At 68.1% G+C, this 21,548-nt stretch carries 22 protein-coding genes; 7 read left to right on the top strand and 15 right to left on the bottom strand.

Features of this window, described 5'->3' with window-relative positions; all coding sequences use genetic code 11:
* Nucleotides 1-11: 11 nt before the first annotated feature.
* The 3 genes from EGM71_RS15080 to EGM71_RS15070 all read right to left on the bottom strand — a co-directional run bounded on the left by EGM71_RS15080 (nucleotide 12) and on the right by EGM71_RS15070 (nucleotide 2,090).
* Complete coding sequence (locus EGM71_RS15080; protein ID WP_005410566.1) at nucleotides 12-194, bottom strand: hypothetical protein; 183 nt, start codon at nucleotides 192-194, stop codon at nucleotides 12-14.
* An 11-nt stretch (nucleotides 195-205) separates the two neighbouring features.
* Entirely contained in the window at nucleotides 206-457 is a 252-nt protein-coding gene (locus EGM71_RS15075; protein WP_005410565.1) for a YkgJ family cysteine cluster protein, read from the bottom strand.
* A 271-nt stretch (nucleotides 458-728) separates the two neighbouring features.
* Nucleotides 729-2,090 carry an Hsp70 family protein gene (locus tag EGM71_RS15070; protein WP_188485537.1) on the bottom strand — a complete coding sequence of 454 codons (1,362 nt, stop codon included), beginning with the start codon at nucleotides 2,088-2,090 and terminating at the stop codon, nucleotides 729-731.
* Nucleotides 2,091-2,281: 191 nt separating this feature from the next.
* On the opposite strand from EGM71_RS15070, the gene EGM71_RS15065 reads away from it, so the two are divergent.
* Complete coding sequence (locus EGM71_RS15065) at nucleotides 2,282-2,617, top strand: zinc ribbon domain-containing protein YjdM (protein WP_014038055.1); 336 nt, start codon at nucleotides 2,282-2,284, stop codon at nucleotides 2,615-2,617.
* 7 nt (nucleotides 2,618-2,624) lie between these two features.
* Here EGM71_RS15065 and EGM71_RS15060 read toward each other — a convergent pair whose 3' ends face one another.
* Complete coding sequence (locus tag EGM71_RS15060) at nucleotides 2,625-3,776, bottom strand: transglutaminase domain-containing protein (RefSeq protein ID WP_188485536.1); 1,152 nt, start codon at nucleotides 3,774-3,776, stop codon at nucleotides 2,625-2,627.
* Between the two features lie 229 nt (nucleotides 3,777-4,005).
* Here EGM71_RS15060 and EGM71_RS15055 point away from each other — a divergent pair, with 229 nt between their 5' ends.
* From EGM71_RS15055 to EGM71_RS15040, 4 genes are all read left to right on the top strand, one after another.
* Entirely contained in the window at nucleotides 4,006-4,608 is a 603-nt protein-coding gene (locus tag EGM71_RS15055) for an HD domain-containing protein (RefSeq protein ID WP_188485535.1), read from the top strand.
* 49 nt (nucleotides 4,609-4,657) lie between these two features.
* Nucleotides 4,658-4,831, top strand: a complete 174-nt coding sequence (locus EGM71_RS15050) for an oxidoreductase-like domain-containing protein (RefSeq protein WP_223224482.1) — start codon at nucleotides 4,658-4,660, stop codon at nucleotides 4,829-4,831.
* The gene (locus EGM71_RS15045; protein WP_188485533.1) at nucleotides 4,828-5,445 is read left to right on the top strand and encodes a DUF998 domain-containing protein; all 618 of its coding nucleotides are present in this window, start codon (nucleotides 4,828-4,830) and stop codon (nucleotides 5,443-5,445) included. Before EGM71_RS15050 ends, EGM71_RS15045 begins: the two co-directional genes overlap by 4 nt.
* Nucleotides 5,446-5,523: 78 nt before the next feature.
* Nucleotides 5,524-6,870, top strand: coding sequence for a virulence factor family protein (locus EGM71_RS15040; protein ID WP_317608630.1), 1,347 nt, complete (start codon nucleotides 5,524-5,526; stop codon nucleotides 6,868-6,870).
* Between the two features lie 242 nt (nucleotides 6,871-7,112).
* Here EGM71_RS15040 and mprF read toward each other — a convergent pair whose 3' ends face one another.
* Nucleotides 7,113-9,677, bottom strand: coding sequence for a bifunctional lysylphosphatidylglycerol flippase/synthetase MprF (mprF, locus tag EGM71_RS15035; protein WP_188485532.1), 2,565 nt, complete (start codon nucleotides 9,675-9,677; stop codon nucleotides 7,113-7,115).
* A 192-nt stretch (nucleotides 9,678-9,869) separates the two neighbouring features.
* Between mprF and EGM71_RS15030 the strand changes: the two genes are divergently transcribed.
* Nucleotides 9,870-10,217, top strand: coding sequence for a RidA family protein (locus EGM71_RS15030; RefSeq protein ID WP_005418155.1), 348 nt, complete (start codon nucleotides 9,870-9,872; stop codon nucleotides 10,215-10,217).
* A gap of 52 nt (nucleotides 10,218-10,269) precedes the next feature.
* On the opposite strand, the gene rnfB is transcribed toward EGM71_RS15030, so the two are convergent.
* The 9 genes from rnfB to EGM71_RS14985 form a co-directional block, all read right to left on the bottom strand.
* The gene (gene rnfB / locus EGM71_RS15025) at nucleotides 10,270-10,683 is read right to left on the bottom strand and encodes an Rnf electron transport complex subunit RnfB (protein ID WP_188485531.1); all 414 of its coding nucleotides are present in this window, start codon (nucleotides 10,681-10,683) and stop codon (nucleotides 10,270-10,272) included.
* A 25-nt stretch (nucleotides 10,684-10,708) separates the two neighbouring features.
* A complete protein-coding gene (locus EGM71_RS15020; RefSeq protein ID WP_188489859.1) occupies nucleotides 10,709-11,299 on the bottom strand; it encodes an HAD family hydrolase in 591 nt (196 codons plus the stop codon).
* 78 nt (nucleotides 11,300-11,377) lie between these two features.
* Entirely contained in the window at nucleotides 11,378-13,459 is a 2,082-nt protein-coding gene (gene metG / locus EGM71_RS15015; protein WP_188485530.1) for a methionine--tRNA ligase, read from the bottom strand.
* 100 nt (nucleotides 13,460-13,559) lie between these two features.
* Nucleotides 13,560-14,003, bottom strand: a complete 444-nt coding sequence (locus EGM71_RS15010) for a DUF2147 domain-containing protein (protein WP_100440467.1) — start codon at nucleotides 14,001-14,003, stop codon at nucleotides 13,560-13,562.
* Between the two features lie 396 nt (nucleotides 14,004-14,399).
* A complete protein-coding gene (gene gloA2, locus EGM71_RS15005) occupies nucleotides 14,400-14,804 on the bottom strand; it encodes an SMU1112c/YaeR family gloxylase I-like metalloprotein (protein ID WP_188485529.1) in 405 nt (134 codons plus the stop codon).
* Entirely contained in the window at nucleotides 14,801-15,871 is a 1,071-nt protein-coding gene (locus tag EGM71_RS15000) for a serine hydrolase domain-containing protein (protein WP_188485528.1), read from the bottom strand. The genes gloA2 and EGM71_RS15000 overlap by 4 nt, the downstream gene beginning before the upstream one ends.
* Nucleotides 15,872-15,887: 16 nt before the next feature.
* Nucleotides 15,888-17,828: a DUF885 domain-containing protein gene (locus EGM71_RS14995; protein WP_188485527.1), complete on the bottom strand. Its 1,941-nt coding sequence runs from the start codon at nucleotides 17,826-17,828 to the stop codon at nucleotides 15,888-15,890.
* Between the two features lie 94 nt (nucleotides 17,829-17,922).
* Nucleotides 17,923-18,708, bottom strand: coding sequence for a queuosine precursor transporter (locus EGM71_RS14990; protein WP_014038042.1), 786 nt, complete (start codon nucleotides 18,706-18,708; stop codon nucleotides 17,923-17,925).
* Nucleotides 18,705-19,388, bottom strand: coding sequence for a DUF502 domain-containing protein (locus EGM71_RS14985; protein ID WP_111204456.1), 684 nt, complete (start codon nucleotides 19,386-19,388; stop codon nucleotides 18,705-18,707). Before EGM71_RS14985 ends, EGM71_RS14990 begins: the two co-directional genes overlap by 4 nt.
* A gap of 76 nt (nucleotides 19,389-19,464) precedes the next feature.
* On the opposite strand from EGM71_RS14985, the gene EGM71_RS14980 reads away from it, so the two are divergent.
* Nucleotides 19,465-20,781: a hypothetical protein gene (locus EGM71_RS14980; RefSeq protein WP_188485526.1), complete on the top strand. Its 1,317-nt coding sequence runs from the start codon at nucleotides 19,465-19,467 to the stop codon at nucleotides 20,779-20,781.
* 8 nt (nucleotides 20,782-20,789) lie between these two features.
* Here EGM71_RS14980 and EGM71_RS14975 read toward each other — a convergent pair whose 3' ends face one another.
* Nucleotides 20,790-21,506, bottom strand: coding sequence for a hypothetical protein (locus EGM71_RS14975; protein ID WP_188485525.1), 717 nt, complete (start codon nucleotides 21,504-21,506; stop codon nucleotides 20,790-20,792).
* Nucleotides 21,507-21,548: the final 42 nt, after the last annotated feature.

Raw genomic sequence — 21,548 nt, 5'->3', positions numbered from 1 at the left:
TCGGTGCTGGGTCAGCTGGCTTTCTTCAGCGCCCAGGTGGTGCCGAGGACTTCGATCTTGCCACCGGCCTTGCGGAACGCTGCCAGGTCCGAAGCGATCGAATCGCTGCTGACCACGGTGCTGGCGGCCGCGCCCTTGCGTTCGCTGCGGATGCTGTTGCTGGCCTTCGCGGGGGTCTTTGCCTTGCGGGGCATGGTTGCTCCTGTCAGGTGGAAGGGGAGGAAAGCGCCCAGGCATCGGCCTGGCGCAGGTAGTCCTGCCGCTCACGGCGGCAGTCATCGCCACCCATCGAGAACTGGCGGCAGATCGCCGGGCGCTGCGAATAGATCGTGCAGCGCAGGTGATAGGGATCGATCGCCGCGCACCAGCCTTCCTCGTTGCGCGCCATCACGGCACGGCCGTGGGTGTCGCGTGACAGGAACTGGCCAGGCACGTGGTCGCCGGGCTGCAGCAGCACGGGCAGCCGGCAACAGACCGCGTCACAACGGCGGCAGTCGATGGGTGCAGGTGCTGCGTCAGGTTGTAAGGCCACAGGGGCCTGGCGGGTGCCCAAAGCGGGTCTCGATGGCGGCTCAGGTGCTGCGCGGACCATGAACGAGCCAGGAAGGCATGGCCGCTAGGCCCGCAGGGCGGGCCAGGCTGCACCGTGGACACACACCGGCGTGGCCGGTGGAAGGTGCAGCGGGGTTCTAGCCGACCAAGAGTAACTTAGACCGCGTAACGTTTTGTTAATCCTGGCTGGCTGCCGCCAATGCCAGGCCCTGGACGACGCCCAGCGAGGGCTCGCCGTGGACCATGCGGGCGCCGGGGAAGGCGGCTGCCACCGCCTGGCGCAGGTAGCCAGCGCGGGACATGCCGCCGGTCAGGAACACCGCATCCGGGTCGCCGCCGATGTCGCTGCGGACCTGTGCCAGCAGCTCGCGGATCTGCTCCAGGTAGCCATGGGCGGCGGCGGCCAGGCCGTCGGCGCTGCTGTCGGCATGCAGGTCGCGGGCGATGTAGTCCAGCGTGCTCCGATGTTCGTTGGCGGCGCTGAGGGCAATCTTGGCGCGCTCGACGTCGCGGTACAGGCGGGCGGTGTTGCCGGTGTCCTGCAGGGCCTGCAGGCGCGCACCCCACGGGTCGTCGACATGGTCGTACTTGTGCAGCCGGAAGTCGCGCTGGCGGGTCATGTCCTGCACGGTGGCCGCTTCCACGTAGTGGTGGGCGGGCACGCGGGTGATGCCGCGGCCGAACAGCGGCATGTAGCTGGACAGGCTCAGCGCCAGGTCGATATCGGTACCGCCGCGGGCGATACCCCAGGCGCGGTGGATGCGCGGGGCGTCGTCGCCGCCGACTTCGGCATGCGCGATGTCGGTGGTACCGCCACCGATGTCGACGATCACGGCCTGGTGCCGCTCACGGCTTTCGGCGTGGTAATGCATGGCCGCCGCGGCCGGTTCCTCGAGGAAATCGATCTGGTCGAAGCCGGCCTGGGTGGCCGCTTCGCGCAGGATATCCAGCGCCTGGTCGTTGCCGGCTGCGCCGATCGAACTGCGGAACTGCACCGGACGCCCAAGCAGGGCGGCGCGCAGCGGCTGGCCGAGCTGGGCGCTGGCGGTCAGGCGGATGTGTTCGAGGATGTGCGCGGCGATGCCGGTGATGGTCTGCTTCGCGCGCGGGTGCAGGTTGTAGCCGAGCATCGACTTCGGGCTCTGCACCAGGTTGCCTTCGTGTTCCTCGAAATAGGCTTCCAGTGCATCGTCGCCGTAGACCGCGTTCTGCAGCAGGTCGCTGGCGCTGCGTTCCTTGCCGGCTCGGGCTTCCATCCATTCCCGGCGCAGCGCGCGCAGGGCCTCGCGGCGCAGCGCCTGTGGCGTGCGTTCCTGGCCGGCGGCACGGGCCGCGCGCGCAGCGCTGTCGATCATCTGCTGCAGCTGGTGTTCCTGGCCGTCGTCGAGCTGGAAGTCATCCGGGTCGGGCACCACGCCGGGGAAGTACACGCTGGTACGGAACTGCTCGGCGTCGCCGAAGCGGATCGGCAGCAGTGTCCCCTCATGCACGATGGCGGCGGCGGAGTTGCTGGTACCGAAGTCGATGCCGAGGCGCATGGGGAGTTCCGGGGGCGATCAGGGGCCGCGCACTCTGCTGCAGTTCGCCGCCGACTGCAAGTTCCCGCGGTTTCCTGTTTTGGATCGGGGTTCCGGATCGGGTGAAGGGGCACCTGGGTACTGCCCGGAAAAGGCCACGGGAGCCGGGCGGTTACAATGACCGCTGTTGATTCACTTTGAGGTACTTGCTGATGTCTTCTGCCCCCGCCTGCCCGCAGTGCACCCTGGAAAACACCTATGCCGACGGCGCGCTGTGGATCTGCGCCGACTGCGGCTTCGAATGGACCGCCGAGGAAGGTGCCGGTTCGACCCTGGTCGTGCGTGACAGCAACGGCAACACCCTGCAGGCCGGCGACACTGTCACCGTGATCAAGGACCTGAAGGTGAAGGGCTCCTCGATCCCGCTCAAGCAGGGCACCGTGATCCGCAACATCCGCCTGGTCGAGGACGATGCCGAGCACATCGAAGGCAACTCGGACAAGATCAAGGGCCTGGTCCTGAAGACCTGCTTCCTCAAGAAGGCCTGACTGGCTTTCAGCGCCTGGCCTGCTGCTGCGCGCGCCAGCGGGCCAGGCTGTCCAGCTTGGCCTGGTAGCGCGCCTGCTGCGTTGCACCGCCCAGTTCCTGTGCACGCAGCAGTTCACGATCGGCGCGCTTGAGCTGGCCGGCCAGGAAATAGGCTCGCGCCAGCCCGAAGTGGAACTGGTGCGCGGTGTCGTACAGGCGCACGGCCTGCCGGTAATAGCGGATCGCCTGCTCCAGTTGGCCGGCGCGTTCGGCCTCGGCGCCGAACATGTACTGCGCGAACGGGTCTTCGCGCTGCACCGACTGCAAGCGCTGCTCCAGTGCCTGTGCCTGCGCGACCATGCCCAGCTTGCGGTAGAGGGCACTGGCGTTGGTCAGTGCAGCGTCCTGGCGGCCGTCCAGCCGCAGTGCCGTTTCCAATGCCCGGCGCGCAGCGACGGCATCGCCCTTGCGGTTTTCCAGCACGCCCAGGTTGTTCCAGGTGGCGGCGAAGCTGTTGTCCTGTGCCAGTGCGGCATTGAAGAAGGCACGCGCGCCGACCAGATCGCCGCTGGCCATGCGTTCGGCGCCGCGATTGTTGTAGAAGTGCGCCAATGCCCGCGCCTGGCTGATCGGCAGCGGCCCGCGACGGTCGTACAGCACATTGCGATCCAGATCGACGGTGGCGAAGCGGCCGGCGAAGCCGACCCCGGCATTGACGTGCCCCACGCTGTAGACCAGGCCCTGGGCCTGGTCCTGGTACCACGACACCACCTGGCCGACTTCCTGCACGCGCGCCTGGATGCCGGCTTCGCGTGCCAGTGCGACGAACATCAGGGTGAAGGCCAGGCAGTTGGCGCGTCGCTGCTGCCAGATCTCGCTGACGGTGAGGGTCGCGTCGGCGTCGTACTGCAGGTCCATGCCATGGCGGTCGAAGATCATCTCCACCAGTGCCTGCAGGCGCTGCTCACGCGAGTAGCTGCGGTTGATCACCTGCGTGCGCAGCATGTCGAGCATCGCCGGTGGAATCGCGAACACCTGCTGGGGCGTCGGAATCGTCGGCGCGGCGGTGCTGGCAACCACCGTGGGGGCTTCGGTCGCGGCAGGGTTCAGTGCGATCGCGGACGGTGCCGCCAATGCGGCCAGCGCGAGAAGAACGGATCGGGCGGCAGGACGGTACATGACGGCTCCCGGCAGCGGCGGGCGCTCCCGCCTGAGGCGAGTGTAGACCTGTGCGCGCACCGCTGCAGTGACCGCTGGTCGGTCCGCGCGTTCATCCACAGCCGGTGTGGACCAGCGCTCGACAAAGCTGTGGACAACCGCGTTGCGGCCCCGTGCGAAGGGCGTTGTGAGGGTGTGGTGAAAAAACCGCCAGCTTGCCCGCCGCCGGCGCAGGCAGGATGATCCGGGCATGGACTTCTCCCCGCTGACGCTCGCTCCGGCGCAGTGGCAGGCGCTGCAGGACAGCTATGCGACGCCACCACGTGCCTACCATCACTTCGGCCACGTACGCGCGGTGCTGCAGCACTGCCAGGAGGTTGCCGACGGCCCCGGCTGGCAGCAACCGGCCGAGGTCTACCTGGCCGTGCTCTACCACGATGCGATCTACGTGGCGGGGCGAAAGGACAACGAGGCGCGTTCGGCGCAGCTGGCCCTGCAGGCGATCGCACAGGCACCGGAACTGGCCGCAGTCGATGCGGCCCGGGTCGAGCAGTTGATCCTGCTGACTGCTCGCCATGGCGAGCTCGGCCCGGACGATGTCGATGCCGAGGCGGCGCTGTTCCTGGACTGCGACATGGCGATCCTGGCCGCGCCGGAACCGGTGTTCACCGCCTATGACCGTGGCGTGGCCGAAGAGTACAAGGGCGTGGTTCCGGGCTTCCTGTATCGCGCCGGTCGCCGCCGTTTCCTGCAGGGCCTGCTGCGTGCACCGCGCATCTTCCTCAGCGGGTTCTTCCATCAGCGCCTCGACGCGGCCGCCCGCGACAACCTGCGCCGGCAGCTGGGCCGCTGAGCCAGCCCGGTACACTGGGGCCTGTTTCCACCGATTGTCGCTTCCAACCGTGTCCGTCCCTGATCCCGATCCCCGTCCGCTGCCGCCGGAAGAGCCCGGTCCCAACGAATGCTGCGGCAGCGGTTGCCCGCTGTGCGTGCTGGACCTGTATGCCGACGAGCTGCAGCGCTATCGCAAGGCGTTGGCCGAATGGCGGGCGCGGCACCCGGAGGCGTCCGCATGAGCCGCGCGCGTCCGGCGGCGCTGCTGGCGCTGGTGGCGCTGCTGCTGTTCGTGGCCACCGCGCTGTGGACCCAGTTCGCGCGCACCGATCTGGACTGGGTGCGGGCCACGCTCAGCCTCTACCTGCACGGGCCGTGGGGGCTGGCGTTGCGCGCGGCCTACTGCCTGCTGGCGCTGGCGATCGCCCTGCTGGGCATCAGCCTCTACCGCGGCAGCACCGGCCCGCGGCGCAGCGCGGCGGCGCCGTTGCTGTTCACTGTCTCGGCGCTGGGCCTGGCCACGGTCGCCATCGGTGACAGCTGGCTGCCTGAAGCCACGCCGCTGCTGGCACCGTTCATCCATGGGCTGGCAGCAAACACGGCGTTCCTGTGTGCCAGCGTCGGCATGCTGCTGCAGGCCTGGTACCTGCGTCGCGAGCCGGGCTGGCAGTCCGCTGCGGGCCTGCTGTGGGGCTGGGCCTGGCTGGCCTTCGTGCTGCTGTGGCTGCATGTGCTGTGGCGTGGCGGACCGCCGCGCGGGCTGGGGCAGAAAGGGGTGATCGTGGTGATCGTGGGCTGGCTGCTGTATCTGGCGCTGGCGCTGTATCGGCGCAGTCGTCGCGCCGCAGCCTGCTGAAAGCCCAACAGCCTGCACCGGTACGTGCCGTGCACGGGGAGGCAGCGTATCGTGTGCGCATTCCATCGGGGATGCGATATGAAGCGTGCAGGGCTGGGCAGGGCAATGGGTGTGGTGCTGGCACTGGCCGCACTACCGGCAACAGCGGCAGCGGCCGTGCAGCAGTTCAGCCACGGGCGGTTCGAACAGATTCCGGTGCACATGCCATCGGGAACGCCGCAGCGAGTGGTGATCTGGTTCCACGAACCCAGCGCCGGTGGCGATACCAGCCGCTTGCCGATCGAAGCCCTGCGTGCCGATGGCGCGATGGTTGCCGCCGTGGACATCGCGCACCTACGCGGGGTACTCAAGCGCGAGGGTGACCCGACCTGTTCGTTCGGTTCCGGCGACGTTGAGAACTTCTCGCGCTGGCTGCAGGCCTCCCTGCATCTTTCGGGCTACCACCTGCCGCTGGTCGGCGGCGATGGTGAGGGCGCCGAACTGGCCTATTCGCTGGCCGCGCAGGCTGATACTCAAGTGATTGCCGGCCTGCTGACCACCGGCTTCTGCCCGGACCACAGCCACGAGCGCATGGTCTGCGGCGATGGTGTGAAGCACAACATGCTCCAGCCCGCCGAACTGAACTTCCCATGGTTGAGTGCGGCCGGTGACCACGGCTGCAAGGTGGGCGAGGCCAGCCGGTTCGTGCAGCAGGTGGCGATGGCGCGCGAGTTCAAGCGCACCGCGCGCGGGGATGCGTCACCGGGCCTGGTGGCCGCGGCGCGGGTGATCGGTGCGCAGACCGGCGTCAGCCTGGCGCCGCCACCGGCCGCGCTGAAGGGGCTGCCGGTAGTGGAAGTGCCAGCGACCGGCAACGGTGACACGCTGGCCGTGTTCGTTTCCGGCGACGGTGGCTGGGCCGGCCTGGACAAGGACGTGGCGTCGTCGCTCAACGAGCATGGCGTGGCGGTGGTCGGCATCGACTCGCTGCGCTACTTCTGGAGCGAGCGCACACCGAAGGGCTTTGCCGGCGACCTGCAGAAGATCATCGACCATTACCGCCAGCAGTGGCATCGCGACAAGGTGATGCTGATCGGTTTCTCGCAGGGTGCCGACGTGCTGCCGGCCACCATCAACCAGCTCGACGCCGGCACCCGTGAGGCGCTGGACCGTATCGTGCTGCTGTCGGTAGGCAAGAAGGCCGACTTCGAATTCCACGTCAGCAACTGGCTGGGCGGTGGCGGCGACGGCCTGCCGATCGCACCGGAGGTGGCCAGGCTGCCGGCTGGCAAGACGCTGTGCGTCTACGGCCAGGACGACGATGACGCGCTGTGCCCCGGCCTGCCGGCCAACGACGGCGTGCAGAAGGTGAAGCTGCCTGGCGACCACCACTTCAATGGTGATTACGACCGCCTGGCCGAAGTGATCCTCAAGGGCGGTATGTAGCGCTTGGTAGACGCCGACCTTGGTAGGCGCTGGGGCTGAGGGCGCCTTGGGGATGAGCGTGTCGACCAAGGTCGACACCTACCGGGTGGCCGGTAACGCCGGGCCATGCTCGACGGCTGCTGGTAGACGCCGACCTTGGTCGGCGCTGGGGCTGAGGGCACCTTGGGGATGAGCGTGTCGACCAAGGTCGACACCTACCGGGTGGCCGGTAACGCCGGGCCATGCCCGCCGGGTCGGCGGCGTCAGTTACGCCGCGGGTCCAGCGAGATCAGGCGCGTGGCGTCCAGCAGCGCGGCCGGCAGGTGCATGCCGCCTGGCGCAGCAAGATAGCGTGGCCGCCACTGCGGATCGAACTTCGACTTGAAACGACGCAGGCCACTGAACCCGTAGAAGCGTTCGCCATGCCGCGCCAGCAGGCCGGCCAGTCGGTTCCAGCGGCCGGCCAGACGATGCTGTGCCAGCCCGGACAGCGGCGCCATGCCCAGCGAGAAGCGTGCATAGCCCTGCGCGCGGCCCCACAGGAACAGCTCGATGAAGAGGAAGTCCATCGTGCCCTTCGGCGCCTCGTTGACGTGGCGCATCAGGTCGACCGACAGCTCGGCACCGGCCGGTGCCTGCCACAGGTTGGCGAAGGCCACGATCTGGCCTTCGGCCTCCACCAGCGCCACCGGGAAGCGCGCCAGATAGTCCGGGTCATAGCTCCCCAGCGAGAAGCCCTTTTCGTCGCCGGCCTTGTCTTCCAGCCACGCGTTGGAGATCGCGTGCAGGCGCGGCAGCAGGCTGGGAATTTCCTCCACCGGCGCCACGCGGAACGACAGGCCGCTGCGCTTGCCGCGGTTCCAGGCCTGGCGCAGGTCGGCACGTTCGCGGCCTTCCAGGCCGAAGTCGTGCAGCGGCACCATCGCTTCTTCGCCCAGCTTGACCAGGCCCAGGCCGAGGTCGAGATAGGTCTGCCAGTACGTCTCGCCGACCTGGTAGAAGACCGGACGCAGGCCGAGGCGGTCGGCTTCCTCGCGGAAGCGCCAGATCAATGCACGGGCAACGTCCGGAGGGCCGACCGGATCGCCCATTGCGATCAGCGAACCCCCATAGCGCTGCATCATCACGAAGCCCAGCTTCGCCTCGTCGCGCAGCACTGCCTTGTCAGCGGTCAGCACCAGGCAGGCCTGGGTGTCGGTGGCACCGGCCAGCACCGGTGCCAGCGATTGCAGCGTGGGTTCATCGGCGGCCGGCAGCGGGCTGCGCGTGCTGTGCAGCAGGCGCGCCAGGCCGAACATCACCAGCGCGATGGCCACCACCAGCAACGCACGCAACGCGCGCGGTGCGTTGCCGGACACCGCGAACTGCCACCACAGCTCATTCTGGTATTCGACATGGCTGTAGGTGAAGAACAGCAGCCAGGTGACCGCCACCAGCACCAGGCCGAGGTTGCGCAGCCACGGCCACGACCAGGCTTCGTCCAGCAGCGCACCCTGGCGGTAGAACTCGCGGCGCGCGGCCCACAGCGCCATCGCCACCAGCACTGCCGAGACGGCGATCAACGGTTGGCCACCGCGCAGCCACAGCGGCAGCGGGGTGACCACGCACACCGCCATCGCCAGCATCCACGCCGCGTGGCTGCGCCGGGCCAGGCCCTGGCCGATCAGCAGCAGCGCGACGCCACTGAGGCTGCCGATCAGGTGCGAGGTTTCCAGGATCGGCAGCGAGGCGTTCACCAGGTGACGGCGCGGCGTCGGCAGTGTGCCGTCGATGACCAGCGCGGCGCCGATGCTGAACACTGCCAGCGCGATGATCTGCGGCAACCATGGGCGCAGCGCGTTCCAGCCGGCACGGGTTGCCCCGGCACTGGCCTGCAGCGGCTGGCGCAGGGCGGGCGCAAGCGCGAGCAGCGTGGCCAGCACCAGCGGCAGCACGTAGTAGGTAACGCGGTAGATCAGCGCCGCCGCCAGCACCGCCGCCGGTGCCACCTGCGGCAACAGCTTCAGCAGGCTCCATTCGAACACGCCCAGGCCGGCCGGCACGGTCGAGACCAGGCCGGCCAGCACCGCCACCAGGTACAGGCCGACGAAGCCGGGCAGGCCGGTCGGCGTGGAGTCCGGCAGCAGCACGTAGAACGCGGCACTGGCCAGCACCAGTTCGATCACGCTGAGCACGGTGACGCCGATCATGGTGCGGCGGTCGGGCAGCCACAACGCATGGCCGAACACGCTGAACTGCCGTCCATCGCGGCCGACCAGCAGCACGGTGCCGAGATAGGCGAGCAGCGCGACGATGCCGACGATGCGCACGGCATCGGGATTCAATGGCAATGCCAACGCTGCCGCCGCAGGTTCCATGCACAGCGCCACACTGATCAGCAGCCATGCACCGAACACGAAGCCGAGCGTGCTCATCAGCACCACCTGGCCGATCTGCGCCAGGTCGAGACCGGCGCTGCGGTAGCCACGCAGGCGCACCGCGCCTCCGGTCAATGCCGCAAAGCCCACGGTCTGGCCCAGCGTATGCGCAAGGAAGGCGGTGATGCCGATGCGCGCCGGATGCACGCGGATGCCGCTGCGTCGCAGGCCGATGGCATCAAAGCCGATCAGGCAGGCGTAGCTGGCCAGGCCGAGCACCACGGTGAGCGCGATCTGCATGCCGCTGAGCTGGCGGAACGCCTGGCGGATGGCACGGTAGCCGTGCTCATCGAATTCACTGGCCAGGCCATGCAGGGCCAGCGAGAGGATCAGCAGGGGAACAATGATGGTGAGGACCCGCTTCCATGCCGGGGTGGAGGAAGCGGTGGCGGGGTCGGTGGCTGGGGTCATCGGCGCAAGGGTGCGTCAGGAGGGGCGAGTGCGGTGTCAACGCGGGCGTGGCGCATCGTGCGCCTGTCGCCGCCATTTGACCAGCGGGTGTGTCGGAGCCCGGTAGTGACGTGTCGCGCGGGGGACCCGTGCACCCATCGTTGACCGGATTGGAGGACAATGCAGGCCTGATCACCCGCAGGAGCCACGCCCATGATGGAGCGTTACGACGTCGGACCGCGCATGTCCGAAATGACCGTCTACAACAAGGTCGCCTACCTCTCCGGCCAGATTCCGGAAGACACCAGCCAGGACATCACCGGGCAGACCCGGCAGGTGCTGGCCGAGATCGACAAGCTGCTGGCGCTGGTCGCCAGTGATCGCCAGCACGTGCTGCGCGCCGAAGTGTTCCTGGCCGACATCGCCGACTTCGACGGCATGAACAAGGCATGGGACGAGTGGGTGGTCGAGGGCGCGACCCCGGCCCGCGCAACGTTCGAAGCCAAGCTGGCCCACGCCGAGTGGAAGGTCGAGATCGTGGTGACGGCCGCGGTGCCGTAATCATTGAACGGGGTCAGATCCCTTTCCCGTCGGAAAAGGGATCTGACCCCGGCTATGCCGGCACCATCTCGATGCAATCCACCGGGCACGGTGGTATGCACAGCTCGCAACCGGTGCACAGATCGGCAATGACCGTGTGCATGTACTTGGCGCCGCCGACGATGGCGTCCACCGGGCAGGCCTGGATGCACTTGGTGCAGCCGATGCAGTCGGCTTCCACGATCAACGCCACCTGCGGCGCCTTGTGTTCGCCACGCGAACGATCAAACGGAATGGCGGGCACGCCCAGTACCTGCGCCAGTGCGCGCGCGCCAGCATCGCCCCCCGGCGGGCAGCGGTCCACGCCCGCCTCGCCGCGTGCCATTGCCTGCGCGTACGGGCGGCAGCCGTCATAGCCGCATTGCCCGCATTGGGTCTGCGGCAGCAGGCGGTCGAGGCGTTCGGTCAGGGGTGGGATCAGGCTCATGCGTGGCGAAGGCTGCGCGTTGGGGTTACTTCAGGGGTTTGCCACGGAACCAGCGCTCGTGGGCCAGCGCCAGCATCGGCTTGTCTTCGGAACTGTCGCCGTAGGCATGGATGCGCACGTAGCGCGACAGGTCGAACTGGCGACGGATGTGCTCGACCTTGCGCGGGCCGCAGTCGCCACCGGCATAGCGACCGGTCAGGCGGCCGTCCTGGCTTTCCAGCCGGTTGCAGATCAGCAGCAGGCCCAGCTGCTCGCACCACGGCCGCAGGTACAGGTCCAGCGAACCGGACACGATCACCACGGTGTGCTGCTGTTCCCTGTGCCAGCGGATCTGCTCCAGCATTTCCGGGCGCACCACGTCGGGCAGGAACTCACGCGAGAAGCCGGCGGCCAGCGTGGCGATGTCATCGCTGTGGCGGTCACTGAACGTCAGGCGGGTGACGCGTGCGCGGATGCGTTCGGCCGAGATCAGCTTGAGCTTGTATGCGGCCAGCCACGGGCCGACCTTCCACCACGCCTGCGCCAGCTGTTCGGCGGTGGCCACGCGGCGCAGGAAACGGCCATAGGTATCGCAGGTGGTCACGGTGTGGTCGAAGTCGAACAGCGCCAGTTCCATTCCGTTGCTTCCCATCGCGTTGCCTCCGGTGGCCAGTGCAGTCGGCGGGCGCGGCCGTGGCCACGCCCGCTGCAGGCATCAGCGGACCGGCATGCCCGGCTGCGCACCGCTGTCGGCGTCCAGCAGCGCCAGCGCGCCGCCGTCGAAACCGGCCGACAGGATCATGCCTTCGCTCAGGCCGAAGCGCATCTTGCGCGGGGCCAGGTTGGCGATGAACACCACGCTGCGGCCGACCAGCGTTTCCGGCTCGCCGTAGCTGCCACGGATGCCGGAGAAGATCTGGCGCTTGCCCAGTTCACCGGCGTCCAGTTCGAAGCGCAGCAGCTTGTCCGAACCTTCCACGAACTCGCACACCAGCACCTTGCCGATGCGCAGGTCGAGCTTGGCGAAATCGTCGATGCCGATGTAGGCCGGAGCGTCGGCGCCCTTGGCTTCGTCCTTGGCCGGTGCCGGTGCGGCCGGCTTGGCGGCGTCGGTCTTGGCGGCGGGGGCGGCAGCGGCGGCCGGCTGCAGGGTGTCCTTGGAGGCGTCGATCATGGCGTCAATCTTCTTCGGGTCGATACGGGTGAACAGCGGGGTGTACTCGGTGATGCGATGGCCCAGCAGCGGCTGCGCCAGTTCGGTCCAGTCGGTCACCGGCGCGGCCAGGAAGGCCTCGGCCTGCGCAGCGGTGGCCGGCAGCACCGGCTTCAAGGCAGTGACCAGCACGCGGAACAGGTTCAGGCCCTGGCTGCACACGGCCTGCAGCTGCGCGTCGGCGCCATCCTGCTTGGCGATCACCCACGGCTTGACGTCGTCGATGTAGCGGTTGGCTTCGTCGGCCAGGGTCATGGTCAGGCGGATCGCCGCGGCCGGATCGTTGCGCTCGTAGGCTTCACGGATCGGCGCCAGGCCGTCGACGAAGCGCTGGTACTGCGCCGCATCGGGCAGCTGTGCGGCCAGCTGGCCGTCGAAACGCTTGCTGATGAAGCCGGCGCAGCGGCTGGCCAGGTTGACGAACTTGCCGACCAGGTCGGCGTTGACGCGGGCGATGAAGTCACCCAGGTTCAGGTCGAGATCGTCGACGCCACCGCCGGACTTGGCGGCGTAGTAGTAGCGCAGCGCTTCCGGCTCCAGGCCGGCGTCGAGGAAGGTACGCGCCATCACGAAGGTGCCGCGCGATTTGCTCATCTTGGCGCCGTCTACGGTCAGGTAGCCGTTGACGTGCAGGCGGGTCGGCGCGCGGTGGCCGGTGCCATGCAGCACCGCCGGCCAGAACAGGCCGTGGAAGTTGACGATGTCCTTGCCGATGAAGTGGTGCAGTTCGGTGGCGGTGCCGGCGCGCAGGTGCGCTTCGAAGTCTTCGCCGATCTTGCCGCACAGGGTCTGGAAGCTGGACAGGTAGCCGATCGGTGCGTCCAGCCAGACGTAGAAGTACTTGCCCGGCTGGCCGGGAATCTGGAAGCCGAAGTACGGCGCATCGCGCGAGATGTCCCACGCGCGCAGGCCGCCTTCGGCATTGAGCCATTCACCCAGCTTGGCCTTCACGCCCGGCAGTGCGACATCGCCGGCCAGCCATTCGCGCAGGAACGCATCGAAGTGGCCCACCTCGAAGAAGAAGTGCTCCGAATCGCGCATTTCCGGCGTGGCACCGGAGATGACCGAGCGCGGCTCCTTCAGGTCGGTCGGTGCATAGGTCGCGCCGCAGACTTCGCAGTTGTCGCCGTACTGGTCGGGGCTGCCGCAGTTCGGGCAGATGCCCTTGACGTAGCGGTCGGGCAGGAACATGCCCTTGGCCGGGTCGTAGAACTGCGCGACCGAGCGGCGGCTGATGTGGCCGGCCGCTTCCAGCTTCAGGTAGAACTGCTCGGTCAGTGCCTTGTTGGCCGCCGAGTTGGTCGAGTCGTAGTGGTCGAAGGCCACGCCGAAGGCGGCGAAGTCACGTTCGTGGCTGGCCTGGATGTTGGCGATGAAGGTTTCCGGGGTGACCCCGGCCTTTTCCGCGGCCAGCATGATCGGCGTGCCGTGGGTGTCGTCGGCGCAGACGAACCAGGCCTTGCCGCCGCTCATTCGCCGCGCGCGCACCCAGATGTCAGCCTGGATGTAGCCGACCAGGTGGCCCAGATGCAGCGGGCCGTTGGCGTAGGGCAGGGCGGTGGTGACGAGCGCGGTACGGGTCATGGTCGCGGGGTGGATCCGAGGGGAACCGCAGATTATCGCATGCCCGCAACGACGTGACCCGGCCGGGGCCGGGTCACGGGGATGAAGCGGGGCGGGGTGCTTATTCGCGCTGCCAGGTCTGCGCGCGGCAGATGAAGGCGATGCAGCCGGACACGTCCAGCTTGGTGCCGCCGGGCTGCAGCTCCATCTTCGACTTGTAGGTCTTGCCGTTGGCCGGGTCGAGGATGGTGCCGCCGGACCACTTGTTGGCGCCGTCGGCCTTCAGGTTCCAGAGGATGGTCATGCCCTTCACCGGCTTGTTCCTGTTGGCGCCTTCACATCCGTCACAGACCGGGTTCGGGCCCTTGTCCGAGTGCAGGATGTCGACCACCTTGCCGGTCAGCGTGCCGTTGGCGGCCTCGGTGATCTCGACGATCGACTTCACCTTGCCGGTCTTGTCGTCGATGGTCTTCCAGCGGCCTGCAGCGCCGTCGGCGGCCTGGGCCGAGAGCGCGGCCAGGCACAGCGGTAGTGCCAGCAGCAGGGTCTTGAAGGTGTTGCGCATGGTCCCCTCCCAGGGTTCATTCCGGCACGCTGCCGGCATGGGTCGACTGTATACCCATTCGGCGGGGTATGGGGAAGGGGGGCGTTGCAGGGCTGCGCCCTGCACCCGCAGAGGCAACGGCAACAGCAACAGCCAGCAATCCGCGGTATGGCGGGGTGGGTCCGGTTGCGGGGGACGCCGTGAACCCGTCCCTGGGGGCTTGGCCGCGGCATCCATGCCGCGGACGCCCCCGCAACCGGATCCACCGCGCCTTCGACAGGTTCCGTGTGCTGTGGGTAGGTGTCGACCTTGGTCGACACGGTAGATCCACACCATGCGTGGATGGGACTCTCCGTGGCGGCGGCGGGGTCAGATCCCTTTTCCATTGGAAAAGGAATCTGACCGCGAAACACACGTTCAACCGACTTCGTACAGCTCAAGTGGCAGGTCGTCGGGGTCGGCGAAGAAGGTGAAGCGGCGGCCGGTGTATTCGTCCACGCGGATCGGTTCGCAGACCACGCCATGTGCAGCCAGACGCTGGATGAACGGTTCCAGCGTGGCCACGCGGAACGCGAGGTGGCGCAGGCCCTGGGCCTCCGGGCGGCTGGGACGGGGCGGCGGCGAGGGGAAGGAGAACAGTTCCAGCTGGCCGCCGTCGGGCAGGGCCAGGTCCAGCTTCCAGGAATCGCGCGCGGCGCGGTGGTTCTCGGCCAGCACGCGCAGGCCGAGGATGCGCACGTAGAAGTCCTTCGAGCGTGCGTAGTCGCTGCAGATCAGTGCGGCGTGATGGATCCCCAGCAGGGCGTTGGAATCGGCGGTCATTGCAGGGTGTCCAGCCAGCGCTGGGCGATCTTCAGCGCCAGCGGATAGGGTTCGGGGTCGTTGCGGTTGGTCAGCACGATCACGGTCAGGTGCTTTTCCGGGTGACGCACGATCACGTTGCGGAAGCCGATGCTCTCGCCGCTGTGCCATTGCACCGGGCCATTCAGGCGCCAGCCGAAGCCGTACTGCGGTACATCCGGCTCGGGTGTCGATGTGGCGGGGCTGAACATCGCGCGGCGCGAGGCCTTCGACAGCAGGCGGTCGTCGTACAGCGCTGCATCCCAGCGGGCGAGGTCGTCCAGCGAGGAATAGATCCCGCCGTCTCCCAGTACGGCGCTGGTGGTGCTCTGGTCGGTGCGCTGCCAGCGGCCATCGATCCGGCTGTAGCCATAGGCGCGTGCGGCGATGGTATCGACGCCGTCCTGGTGGGCCACTGTATGGGCCATGCCCAGGGGGCGGAAGATGCGCTGCTGCAGGAAGGCAGCGAAATCCTGGCCGGAGGCGCGGCCGACGATCAGTGCCAGCAGCGCATAGCCGCTGTTGCTGTAGTGGTACTGCGTGCCGGGTGCGAAGTTCAGCCGGTCCTGGCGCGACAGCAGGGTCAGTACATCGGCGTCGTGCACCTGGCGGCTGTCGGCCGGGTCCATCAGGTCTTCGTAGTCGAGCAGGCCACCGGTGTGCGAGAGCAGCTGGCGGATGGTGATGGCTGCGGCAGCCGGTGGCAGTTCGGGCAGCCATTGCCGGGCAGGTTGATCCAGCCCGAGTCGGCCGTCTTCCACCAGCAGCAGCACCGCCGCAGCGGTGAACTGCTTGCTGACCGAGGCCAGCCGGAAGTTGCTGGCCGCGGTGACCGTGGTGCCGTCCTCGACCACCGCCAGGCCGTAGCCGCGGCGGAATACCGGTTGCCCGTCGTGCAGCACCAGAACTGCAGCGCCGGGTACCTGGCCATCGTAGGCCTGCATCAGGCCGTCGATGCCCGCATCCGGTGGGGTCAGCACCGGTGCGGCGGATGTCACCTGCGGCAACAGGCCCAGCACGACGGCGAACAGGGCGACGGCAGGGCGCATGGTGGCTCCAGCGGGGTCAGGGTGAAGGCGTGGGTGTCGCGCTGGCCGGCTGAACCATCCAGCGCTCCATCTTGCGGTCCAGCACGTCCAGCGGCATCGAGCCGTCCTTCAGCAGTTCGGCGTGGAAGCGGCGCAGGTCGAAGGCGGCCCCCTGGCGTGCCTTGGCCTTGTCGCGCAGGGCGACAATGGTGGTCAGGCCGGCCACGTTGGACAGCGCCTGGCCGGGCTGGGCCATGATCCGCTCGACTTCGGCGTTGGCGTCGTCGCTGCTCATGTCCACGGTCTTCTGCAGGTAGGTGACGGCCTGCTGCTTGCTCCAGCCCTGTGCGTTCACGCCGGTATCGGCCACCACGCGGGCGGCGCGCAGCAGGCGCGAGTACAGGTAGCCGATGCGGTCGTAGGGATCGGTGTAGATGCCCAGGTCCTCGCCCAGCGTTTCGGCGTACAGGCCCCAGCCTTCGACGAAGGCGAGATCGCCACCGAGGCGGCGGAAGCGCGGCAGCTTGGCCAGCTCCTGCTGCAGGCCCAGCTGCACGTGGTGGCCGGGGATCGCTTCGTGCAGGTACTGCACCGGCACGTTCCAGCGCTTGCGGCTGGGCAGGTCGCGGGTGTTCACGTAGAGCACGCCCGGTTGCCCGGCGGCCGACGGCTGATAGGCCGCGGCGGCGGCGGTCAGTGCACGCTCCGGTTCCACCGCGCGAACTTCCAGCGTCGACTTGGGCAGCGTGTCGAGCACCTGCGGCAGGCGTGCGTTGACCTGCTGCTGCACCTGGCGGTAGCGGTTGATCAGCGCGTTGGCGTCGCCGTACTGGAACTGGCGGTCATTGCGCATGCTGCGCAACAGCTTGGTGGGGGTGCCGCGCAGCTTGGCATCCTTCATCACCGTGGCGATCTGCGCCTGCAGTTCCTGCACGCGTTGTTCGCCCAGCGCGTGCAGCTGCGCGGCGGTCTGGTCGCTGGCCGTGGTCTGCACGATCAGGTTGGCGTACCAGGCCTGGCCATCGGGCAATGCGCCCAGGCCGCTGCTGGCGCGCGTGGCTGGCAGGTACTCGGTGGCGATGAAGCCGCGCAGGGCGCGGTACGCCGGCATGATGCGCAGTTCGATCATGCGCTTGTATTCGGCACTGATGCGCGCCTTGTCCTCGGCCGTGATGGTGTTCGGCATGGTGCGGATCGGCGACCAGAAGATGCTCTCTTCGGCGGTCGGCTTGATCACCGCATCCAGCTGCGGCAGGACTTTTTCCATCAGGTCGCGTGGCTGTACCACGCCGGCCTTCATGCCCTGGCGCATGTTGTCGATGGCCTGGTCGAACAACTCGGGAATGCCCAGCGAACGGCGCGACCAGGTGTCGTAGTCCTGCACGGTGTTGAACGGCTGCGCGCCGGCACCGGCACCGAGGATCGCCATGATGCTGCCGATGTTGTAGTACTGGCTGATCGGCATCATCCAGCTCGGGTAGCGCTCGGCGGCCAGTGATGCGCGCGCGTCGCGCACGAAGATCTCGTAGCTGAGCAGGTCCTGGCCCTGCAGGCCGTCACTGCCGAGTTTCTCGACCTTGCCCAGCCATTGCGTGGTGAAGTCATGCGACTGCTGGCGCCAGGTGGCCGACAGGATGTTGGGCAGCTGGTCGTTGTAGCGGGGTTCGCCCTGGAAGGTGGCCTGCAGCGGATTCAACCGCATCGAGGCATCCCAGTATTCGTCGTACAGGCGCTCCAGCTGTACCTGCTTGGGTACGGCGCGGGCCGGTGCGACCGGACGCGGCGCGGCGCGGCGTGCCGAGCTGCCACGCGCCGGCGCGGTGGCGCGGGCGGGCCTGGCCTTGGGCTTGGCAGCCTGGCGGGTCTGCGCGGCGGCAGGGCGGCTGGCCTTCTTCTTCGCTGCTTCGGCCGACGGCACGGCGCTGAACAGGAACAACGCGGCAATGGCGGCGGCCAGGGCGCGGGTGGGATGCGGCATCAGGAGCTTCCGTGGAACACAGACCGTGGAGCTTGCACGATCCGGCCGCGTACGGCCAGCGTGAAGGCGCAGTCAGCTTGCCGTCGCTGGGGCTTCAGTCAGCCGCGGCGGCGGCGCGCAGCGCGGCGGCCCTGTCTGCGCCCAGATAGCGGGTGATCGCACGCCGCATCAGGTACAGCAGCGGAATCAAGGCAATCGCAAAGCCCATCTTGTAGATGTAGTTGACGCTGCTGACGGCCAGGAACAGCGAGGTCGGCCAGTGCTGCGGGCCGAGCACGAAGGCGATCCAGATCACCACGAAGCTGTCCACCACCTGCGAGATCGCGGTCGATCCGGTCGCACGCAGCCATACGTGGCGCTCGCCGGTGGCCTGGCGGATGCGATGGAACACCGCCACGTCGATCAGCTGTCCGAGCAGGAAGGCCACCAGCGAACCGGCGATGGTCCACATGCCCTGGCCGAACACCGCTGCGAATGCCGCCTGGTAGTCCGGCACGCCGTGGCCGTCCATCGAGGTGACCCACCAGCTGGCCGGCGCCAGCGAGATCGCTGCGAAGGCGAACAGGAAGCCATAGGCGATCAGGACCACGGCCAGCCACGAGATGAAGCGCACGCCGCGCTTGCCGAAAAACTCGTTGATGGTGTCGGTCATGATGAACACCACCGGCCACAGCAGGGTGCCGGCGGTGAAGCTGAGCGAGCCGGTCTGGCCGAACAGGTTCCAGTTCAGCGGATCGATGCCGAGGGTGTCTTCCAGCGCGAAGATCTTCACCCCGATCAGCTCGGCCAGCACGGCGTTGCCGCAGAAGAACGCGGCCAGCACGATGAACAGCAGGACCGCGCGGTCCTGCAGCGGGCGCTCGATCGGCGCCGCGGTCATTCGCTGCGTTCGCCGGCGCGCGTGAACGGCACGCTGGACGGTGCCACCGCGCCGCCGGAAATGATGAAGCTCATGGCCTGGTCGACGGTCCAGTCGGTCGGGGTCAGCAGCTCCACCGGCACGATTTCCAGGTAGCCGGAAGTCGGATTCGGCGTGGTTGGCACGTACACCGCGGCCAGTTCACGGTCGGTGCCGTGTTCCTTGATCACGCGGGTGACCAGCCCGACCGATTTCATGTCGCGGTGCGGGAAGTCGATCAGCACCACGCGCTGGGTGCTGCCCGGTTCGGTCTGCAGCATGTCCAGCAGTTTCTTGGCGCTGTCATAGATGATGCTGGCCAGCGGAATGCGCTTGATGACCGCGCCCACCCAGCGCAGCAGGCGCTGGCCGAGCACGCGGCGGCTGGCCACGCCCACCGCCAGGATCACCAGCAGGGTGGCCAGCAGGGCGATGGTGTCCTGGATCCACTCGGCACGGACCCAGCCGAGGTAATGCGGGAAGCTTGTCGCGATCTGCTCGGAAAGCGGCACCACCAACGGGCTGGAAATGCCCGACAGCAGCACGAACACGAACTTGACCACGACCCAGGTCAGCCAGATCGGCAGCAGGGTCAGCAGGCCGGTCAGGAACAGGCGCTGCAGGGAGGGGCGGGGGACCAGGGCGGGGGCTTCGAGCGACATGTGCGCATTGTAGCGGTCACGGCCGGTCGATTACGCTGGGGAATCGACTGCGGCAACGACACATGGAAGGGAAGCTGTGTTGAAGATTCTGCGTGGACTGGGCTGGACCCTGACAGGCCTGCTGGTGCTGGCCATCGTGGTGTGGTGCGCCTCGCGGATGTGGCCGGTGCCGGAATCGCGGCAGCAGGCCCAGCAGCGCTTGCAGGCCCACCTGCCTGTCCACGGCCACAACGGCTTCGCGCTGCTGTGGACACTCGCGTTCGACGATCTCGACGCGGGCGAGCGCGAACAGGCATTGGCCCGTGATGTGCAGCGTTGGGAGGCGGATCCGCGCGGCAATGGCGGCGCCGGACCGCAGCTGGCGGAGGACCACGACGAGCTGCGATCACGGCCAGCGGCCAGCTGCGGACCGACCGCCAGCGACTGCCTGGGCCAGGTGCGCGCCGATCCGCAGCGCTTCGTCGATGCCCACGCCGGCCACCAGCAGCTGCATGCGCGCCTGGACCAGCTGGCCGATGCGGATCACTTCGAGTCGCCGTTCCGGCCGAAAGGGGAGGGCATCCTGGTGCCGCTGCCGACCTACGGTCTGGTGATCGATGCCACCAGTGCACGTGCGCTGGCCTATGTACAGGGCGATATCGACGGTGCACTGCGTGGCAGTTGCCGGGGGCTGCAGCTGGGCCGCCGGCTGGTGACGGGCGGCAGCTACCTGGTGGAGAGCATCATCGGTGCCAGCCTGGTGCAGGCCAATGCCCAGCTGCTGGCCGACATGCTGGTCGAACTGCCAGCCGACCGTCCGCTGCCCGCGGAATGCGAGCAGGCGATGCAGCCGATGCTGGCCGCCGAACAGAGCCTGTGCCGTGCGATGCAGGGCGAGTACGCGATGAGCCGGGCCGCGATCGAAACCTCGGCGCAGGAGTTCGGCGGGGTGCTGGTACTCGATCGCAGCAGCACCCTGGCCCGCGCGGCGGGCAACCTGGGCTGGGCCTGTGGCCCGGCGGCGATGGCCGCGCTCGAGGCGGATCGCCCGCTGCCGGTGCCGGCACCGCCGCAGCATGACTTCGGCTGCCTGTCGAACATCATGGGGTGCGTGCTGACCGATATCGCTCACCCGGTCTATCCCGCCTATTCGTCTCGAACCCAGGATGCCGCCGCGATGGTACGGCTGATCGGCGCGCAGCGCTGGCTGCGGCAGCAGGCCGGGGACCCGGTGGATGCGCTGCAGCGCTTGCCTGTCCAGTTCCGCTCGCCGGTGCGGGCACCGCAGTTGTCGGCCGATGGCCGCCGTCTGCAGGTGCCGCGGCGTTCACCGTCGCGCAGCAGCGACGAGAGCCCATGGCTGTCGGTGCCGCTGGTGATGGAAGACGCCCCGGCGGCCGCTGCGCGCGACTGAGCAGCGTCTCAGTCGCTGCCCGCCAGCGGATCGAATGCCCAGCCATCACCGACGGTCTGCAGCGTCCAGCGACGGCTGCTGCGCAGTGGCTGCCAGCGCACGCTGTCCTTGTCGTTCTCGATGCTGCCCTCGCTCCGCTTGACCTTGCGGGTGGAGAAATTCACGCTCACCGATTCGGTCCTCCCGGAATTGCGCATCACCGAGTTCTGGTCGTAGCCGATCAACGCAAAGGCATTGTCCTGCCAGCGGAAGGTGAAGGCGGTCGTGCCCATTGACCAGCTGCCCGCGCTGGCGAATGAAAACAGTGCGACCTTCAGCGTGCCGCGCTGGATGCTGACGCCGCCGTCTTCGAGCGGGTCGCTCATCACCGGATTGTCCGGGCGCGGTATCAGCTGATGGTCCTGCACCGCCAGCACATAGCCGGACGGGCGCGACCATGCCACGGCGAGAATGCGCGGGTTGCTGTCGTACGGCGAGGGTCCGAAGCCATCGTGCTCGATGACGTTGCGCGGGTCCTGCTGGCGCAGCACCAGGAGCAGATCAGCGCGGCCATCCTGGTCGAGATCGCCTTCGGCGCTCGATTCAAGTGTCCAGCCCTGGGGTACGAAACCGGCGGCATTGGCCGCCTGTGCCGGCAGCGTCGGATACTGCACCGGTGGCAGGTCGACGGCGTGGGCGGCGAAGGGCAGGGTGGTCAGCAGTGTGGCGAGAGCATACGGGCGCATCGGAGCCTCCATGGCAGGGAGGCAGAGGATAGCGCCCGCGCT

The sequence above is a fragment of the Stenotrophomonas maltophilia genome, assembly GCF_006970445.1.
Lineage (GTDB): Bacteria > Pseudomonadota > Gammaproteobacteria > Xanthomonadales > Xanthomonadaceae > Stenotrophomonas > Stenotrophomonas maltophilia_AU.
The sequence above is the reverse complement of the archived record's forward strand: the minus strand, read 5'-3'. Positions and strand labels throughout refer to the sequence as shown.

What these genes read in the sequence shown, in the direction of transcription:
- EGM71_RS15080 (WP_005410566.1), bottom strand. Translation starts at nt 194, where the DNA reads ATGCCCCGCAAGGCAAAGACCCCCGCGAAGGCCAGCAACAGCATCCGC.
- EGM71_RS15070 (WP_188485537.1), bottom strand. Translation starts at nt 2,090, where the DNA reads ATGCGCCTCGGCATCGACTTCGGTACCAGCAACTCCGCCGCCGCCATC.
- EGM71_RS15065 (WP_014038055.1), top strand. Translation starts at nt 2,282, where the DNA reads ATGTCTTCTGCCCCCGCCTGCCCGCAGTGCACCCTGGAAAACACCTAT.
- EGM71_RS15060 (WP_188485536.1), bottom strand. Translation starts at nt 3,776, where the DNA reads ATGTACCGTCCTGCCGCCCGATCCGTTCTTCTCGCGCTGGCCGCATTG.
- EGM71_RS15055 (WP_188485535.1), top strand. Translation starts at nt 4,006, where the DNA reads ATGGACTTCTCCCCGCTGACGCTCGCTCCGGCGCAGTGGCAGGCGCTG.
- EGM71_RS15045 (WP_188485533.1), top strand. Translation starts at nt 4,828, where the DNA reads ATGAGCCGCGCGCGTCCGGCGGCGCTGCTGGCGCTGGTGGCGCTGCTG.
- EGM71_RS15040 (WP_317608630.1), top strand. Translation starts at nt 5,524, where the DNA reads ATGAAGCGTGCAGGGCTGGGCAGGGCAATGGGTGTGGTGCTGGCACTG.
- mprF (WP_188485532.1), bottom strand. Translation starts at nt 9,677, where the DNA reads ATGACCCCAGCCACCGACCCCGCCACCGCTTCCTCCACCCCGGCATGG.
- EGM71_RS15030 (WP_005418155.1), top strand. Translation starts at nt 9,870, where the DNA reads ATGATGGAGCGTTACGACGTCGGACCGCGCATGTCCGAAATGACCGTC.
- rnfB (WP_188485531.1), bottom strand. Translation starts at nt 10,683, where the DNA reads ATGAGCCTGATCCCACCCCTGACCGAACGCCTCGACCGCCTGCTGCCG.
- EGM71_RS15020 (WP_188489859.1), bottom strand. Translation starts at nt 11,299, where the DNA reads ATGGAACTGGCGCTGTTCGACTTCGACCACACCGTGACCACCTGCGAT.
- metG (WP_188485530.1), bottom strand. Translation starts at nt 13,459, where the DNA reads ATGACCCGTACCGCGCTCGTCACCACCGCCCTGCCCTACGCCAACGGC.
- EGM71_RS15010 (WP_100440467.1), bottom strand. Translation starts at nt 14,003, where the DNA reads ATGCGCAACACCTTCAAGACCCTGCTGCTGGCACTACCGCTGTGCCTG.
- gloA2 (WP_188485529.1), bottom strand. Translation starts at nt 14,804, where the DNA reads ATGACCGCCGATTCCAACGCCCTGCTGGGGATCCATCACGCCGCACTG.
- EGM71_RS15000 (WP_188485528.1), bottom strand. Translation starts at nt 15,871, where the DNA reads ATGCGCCCTGCCGTCGCCCTGTTCGCCGTCGTGCTGGGCCTGTTGCCG.
- EGM71_RS14995 (WP_188485527.1), bottom strand. Translation starts at nt 17,828, where the DNA reads ATGCCGCATCCCACCCGCGCCCTGGCCGCCGCCATTGCCGCGTTGTTC.
- EGM71_RS14990 (WP_014038042.1), bottom strand. Translation starts at nt 18,708, where the DNA reads ATGACCGCGGCGCCGATCGAGCGCCCGCTGCAGGACCGCGCGGTCCTG.
- EGM71_RS14985 (WP_111204456.1), bottom strand. Translation starts at nt 19,388, where the DNA reads ATGTCGCTCGAAGCCCCCGCCCTGGTCCCCCGCCCCTCCCTGCAGCGC.
- EGM71_RS14975 (WP_188485525.1), bottom strand. Translation starts at nt 21,506, where the DNA reads ATGCGCCCGTATGCTCTCGCCACACTGCTGACCACCCTGCCCTTCGCC.